This window comes from Mesorhizobium sp. M4A.F.Ca.ET.050.02.1.1 (genome assembly GCF_003997725.1).
Lineage (GTDB): Bacteria > Pseudomonadota > Alphaproteobacteria > Rhizobiales > Rhizobiaceae > Mesorhizobium.
In genome coordinates, this window is the sequence record NZ_RZSG01000542.1 from 1 (window position 1) to 4,124 (window position 4,124).

At 64.3% G+C, this 4,124-nt stretch carries 3 protein-coding genes; all 3 read left to right on the forward strand.

The annotated features are described in order from the left end of the window. Positions 1–558: WD40 repeat domain-containing protein (locus tag EOA33_RS26450; protein WP_145989291.1), on the forward strand; the 558-nt coding region annotated here is incomplete at its 5' end. A gap of 83 nt (positions 559–641) precedes the next feature. Beyond that, positions 642–2,456 (forward strand): tetratricopeptide repeat protein, encoded by a 1,815-nt coding sequence (locus EOA33_RS26455; RefSeq protein ID WP_127406974.1) that lies wholly within the window; start codon positions 642–644, stop codon positions 2,454–2,456. 110 nt (positions 2,457–2,566) lie between these two features. Beyond that, on the forward strand, positions 2,567–4,124 hold a 1,558-nt coding region (locus EOA33_RS26460), incomplete at its 3' end, for an amidase (RefSeq protein WP_127406975.1).

Consider the following 4,124-nt stretch of genomic DNA (forward strand, 5'->3'; position numbering starts at 1 on the left):
GTCTGGGATCTCGAGAAGGGCGTCGTGCTGCATGTGCTGTCGGGCCATGACTGGTCGGTGAGCTCGGTCGCCGTCTCGCCCGACGGCACGAAAGCCCTGTCGGGCAGCATCGATGGCGAGCTGAAACTCTGGGACATTGTTTCGGGCAAGCAACTGCGCAGCTGGCACGGGCACGAGCAGGGCGCCTATGGCGCCGTCTTCACCGCTGACGGGCACCATGCGATCACCGGCAGCGGCGACTACACGATCAAGCTCTGGGACCTGGACAGCTTCAGGGAAGTGCGCCGCTTCGAAGGCCATTCCGGCACCGTCTATGAAATCGCGCTGTCCCCCGACGGCAAGCGGCTTGCATCGGTCTCGCTCGACGGCACGGCGCGCATCTGGAACATGGACACCGGCGACCAGATCGCCGAGTTCGACCCCGGCACCGGCCCGATCTACGCGGTCGCCTTCGCCGCCGACGGCACGCTGCTCACCGGCGGCTACGACCGCACCATCCGCGACTGGCCGGCGGCCGGCGGCGAGGGGGTGGTGCTGTTCGCGGGCGCGCCGGAGTAGCGGAAAGATCGACAGCTGCGGATGTTCCAGAACGGCCTGGCTTGCGCTAATGATTGCTGGTGGCTGCAAATGGGTTGGGGACCTTGAGCAATAACGACTGGACGCCAGAGGCGGATACAACTGTTTTCAGCCCACCCGCGCGGCGTAGACGAACAGTTCTTCCCGTCGTCTTGGTGTTACTCGCCGCTTTCGTGCTGCTTGGACCTGCCCGAAATTACTATGTGCAGTGGTCGGCCATAAGGAAGGCGCAAGCAGCTTTTTTGGCCAAGGATTATAGCGAGCAATTTCGCCAGACCGCTCTGCTGGCCAAAATGGGACATGCCGACGCACAGTCCGGTCTGGGAGCGATGTACTGGCACGGCCAGGGCATCGCCCAAAATGCCAAGCTGGCGGCCTTTTGGTGGGGCAAGGCGGCCGAGCAAGGAAATGCCGATGCTGCGTCCTGGCTCAGCCAAGCCTATTCCCAGGGCAATGGTGTCGACCAAAACGATCAACTGGCGCTGAAATTTGCCACGCAATCAGCCGACAAGGGTAACGCGAATGGGCAGTACGCCCTCGGCGGCCTGTATATGCAGGGCCAAGGCGTTGCGCAAAGCCATGAGCAGGCTCTCTATTGGTGGCGCAAGGCGGCCGATGGGGGAAGTATCGAAGCTGTCTACTGCATCGGTCGCGCCTACTACCTCGGCGAAGGTGTCGAGAAAGACGACAAGCTTGCCGTGCAGTGGGTGAGAAGGGCCGCTGAAAGAGGCGAGCCAAACGGTCAAGCCTTGCTAGGCACCCTCTATTTCCGGGGCCATGGGATTGGCCAGGACGACCGCCTGGCATTCGAATGGTGGATGAAGGCCGCCACTGCTGGCCTGGCCGATGCGCAGTACGCGGTGGCAAGCGCTTACATCACGGGAAAAGGCGTCCGCGAGGATGACGCCCAGGCATTCGCCTGGATGAGCAAAGCGGCCAACCAAGGCAACATTCTTGCGCGATCCACTCTAGGCGGCCTTTACGCGCAGGGCAGAGGTGTCGCTCAGAGCTACGGACAAGCAGTTGATTGGTGGCGCAAGGCCGCTCAGGAGGGAAATGTAGAAGCTGGCTACAATCTGGCTCGGGCTTATTCCCTTGGCGAGGGAACAGAACGGGACGATCGACTGGCCGCAACGTGGGCCGCCAAGGCGGCGAATGGGGATAATGCCGAAGCCCAGTACCTGCTCGGTATCTTGTATCATGAAGGCAGGGGACTTCTGCCGGATGGTAGGTTGGCCTTCCAGTGGTGGATGAAGGCCGCCATCAACGGCCACGCGGTCGCGCAGTTCAACGTCGGCATATCATACAGGGACGGGCAGGGGACGGAGAAGGATGAGAGTCGGGCGTTCACCTGGTTGAGCAAGGCATCGGATCAGGGCAACGAGCTAGCGCAATTCGCACTCGGTGGGATATACTTTGACGGGGTTGGCGTGCCAAAGGACGCGGCCAAGGCTGCCAGGCTGTGGCGAAAGGCGGCGGACCAGGGCAACGCAATGGCCCAAGAAGCCCTTGGAAACGTCTACTCCAGGGGTGCCGGTGTGCTGCAGAGTAACGCGGATGCCATTGCGTGGTGGCTCAGGTCCGCGAAGCAAGGATACGTTCCGGCCGAAATGCATGTGGCTTACGCCTATGCCAACGGCGAAGGCACCCCCAGAGACGACAAAGCGGCCGAGACCTGGTGGCTGGAAGCGGCGAAGGCTGGAAATGTCGACGCTGAGTTCAGTCTGGGTGCGCTCTACTATCGCGGGATCGACGGAAAGCCGAACTACCCGGAAGCCGCCAAATGGTTCTTCAAGGCGGCGGAGCATGGCAACAGCGCGGCCAAGACACATCTGGAGCTCATGAAGGAAAACGGCCAGTTCGACAGCAAGACTCTGTGAGACGAATTGCCCACAACGCTCTGCGATTTCCGAGAACCTGCGTGAGCTTCGATCTACCCCCTGCGAAGAAGATGCCCGCAGAGATGACTGAACGCCACCCGAGCTTCACCATGCCCGACCTCCACCTCGTCGAAGCCTCGATCGCCGACCTGCGCCGCGCGCTGGAGGACGGCACCGTCACCAGCGTCGAACTGGTCGGCGCTTACTTGCGGCGTATCGCGCGCTACGACCGCCACGGCATCGCGCTCAACGCCGTACCGGTGCTCAACCCCGACATGTTCGCGGACGCGGCGGCTTCCGACCGACGGCGGCGTGAGGGCAAAACACTCGGGCCGCTCGACGGCATCTCCTACACCGCCAAGGACAGCTACAAGGTGAGGGGCCTGACGGTCGCCGCCGGCTCGCCCGCGTTCGAACAACTCGTCGCCAATGAAGACGCCTTCACCATAGCGCGCCTGCGCGCGGCGGGCGCGGTGCTGGTCGGTCTCACCAACATGCCGCCGATGGCCAATGGCGGCATGCAGCGCGGCGTCTATGGCCGCGCCGAGAGCCCTTACAATGCGGATTATCTGACCGCTGCTTTCGGCTCCGGTTCCTCCAATGGCTCGGGCACAGCGACGGCCGCCAGCTTCGCCGCTTTCGGCCTCGGCGAGGAAACCTGGTCGTCCGGCCGCGCGCCGGCCTCCAACAACGCGCTGGTCGCGTACACGCCCTCGCGCGGCATTATTTCGGTGCGCGGCAACTGGCCATTGGTGCCGACGATGGACGTGGTGGTGCCGCATACGCGCTCCGTCGCCGACATGCTGGAACTGCTCGACGTGATCGTCGCCGACGATGCCGAAACGCGCGGCGACCTCTGGCGCATGCAGCCCTGGGTGCCGATCCCGAAAGCCTCGGCGCTGAGGCCGGCGAGCTACGCCGGGTTGGCACTGGCGGGTGCGCTCGAGGGCAAGCGGCTCGGCGTGCCCAGAATGTATGTCGGGCGCGACGCGCAAGCAGCAAAGCCGATCGAGACGCGCGCCTCGGTGCTCGACCTCTGGCGGCAGGCCGCGGCCGACCTCGAAGCACTCGGCGCCGAGGTGGTCGAGGTCGACTTCCCCGTCGTCTCCAACTATGAGCGCGACCGTCCCGGCGCGAAGGCCATGGTTGAGCGCGGGCTGGTGCCTGAGGATTTCCCCGCCCGCGAGATCTGGGACCTTTGCATCTGGTCCTGGGACGATTTTTTGCGCGCCAACGCCGATCCGGCGATTCCCGATCTCGCTTCGGTCGACGGCGCAAAAATCTTCCCGCAGCCGCCGGGCGCGCTGCCCGACCGCTATGGCGACGACGGCTTCGACCTCGCCGAATATGTCGAGCGGGCGAAGCAGGGTGTGACGCCGTTCGAGCGCATCCCGACAATGCAGGCCGGCCTCGAGGGGCTGGAGCAAACGCGGTGCGTCGATTTCGAGGACTGGCTGGACGCCAACAGCCTCGACGCCGTGGTGCTGCCCGCCGCTGCCGATGTCGGCCCGGCCGATGCCGACGTCAACGAAGCCTCTGCGCTGCTGGCCTGGCGCAACGGCACCTGGGTCGCCAATGGCAATCTGGTGTGGCGACATCTCGGCATCCCGACCGTCACCGTGCCTATGGGCACCATGGCCGACATCGGCATGCCGGTCGGGCTGACCT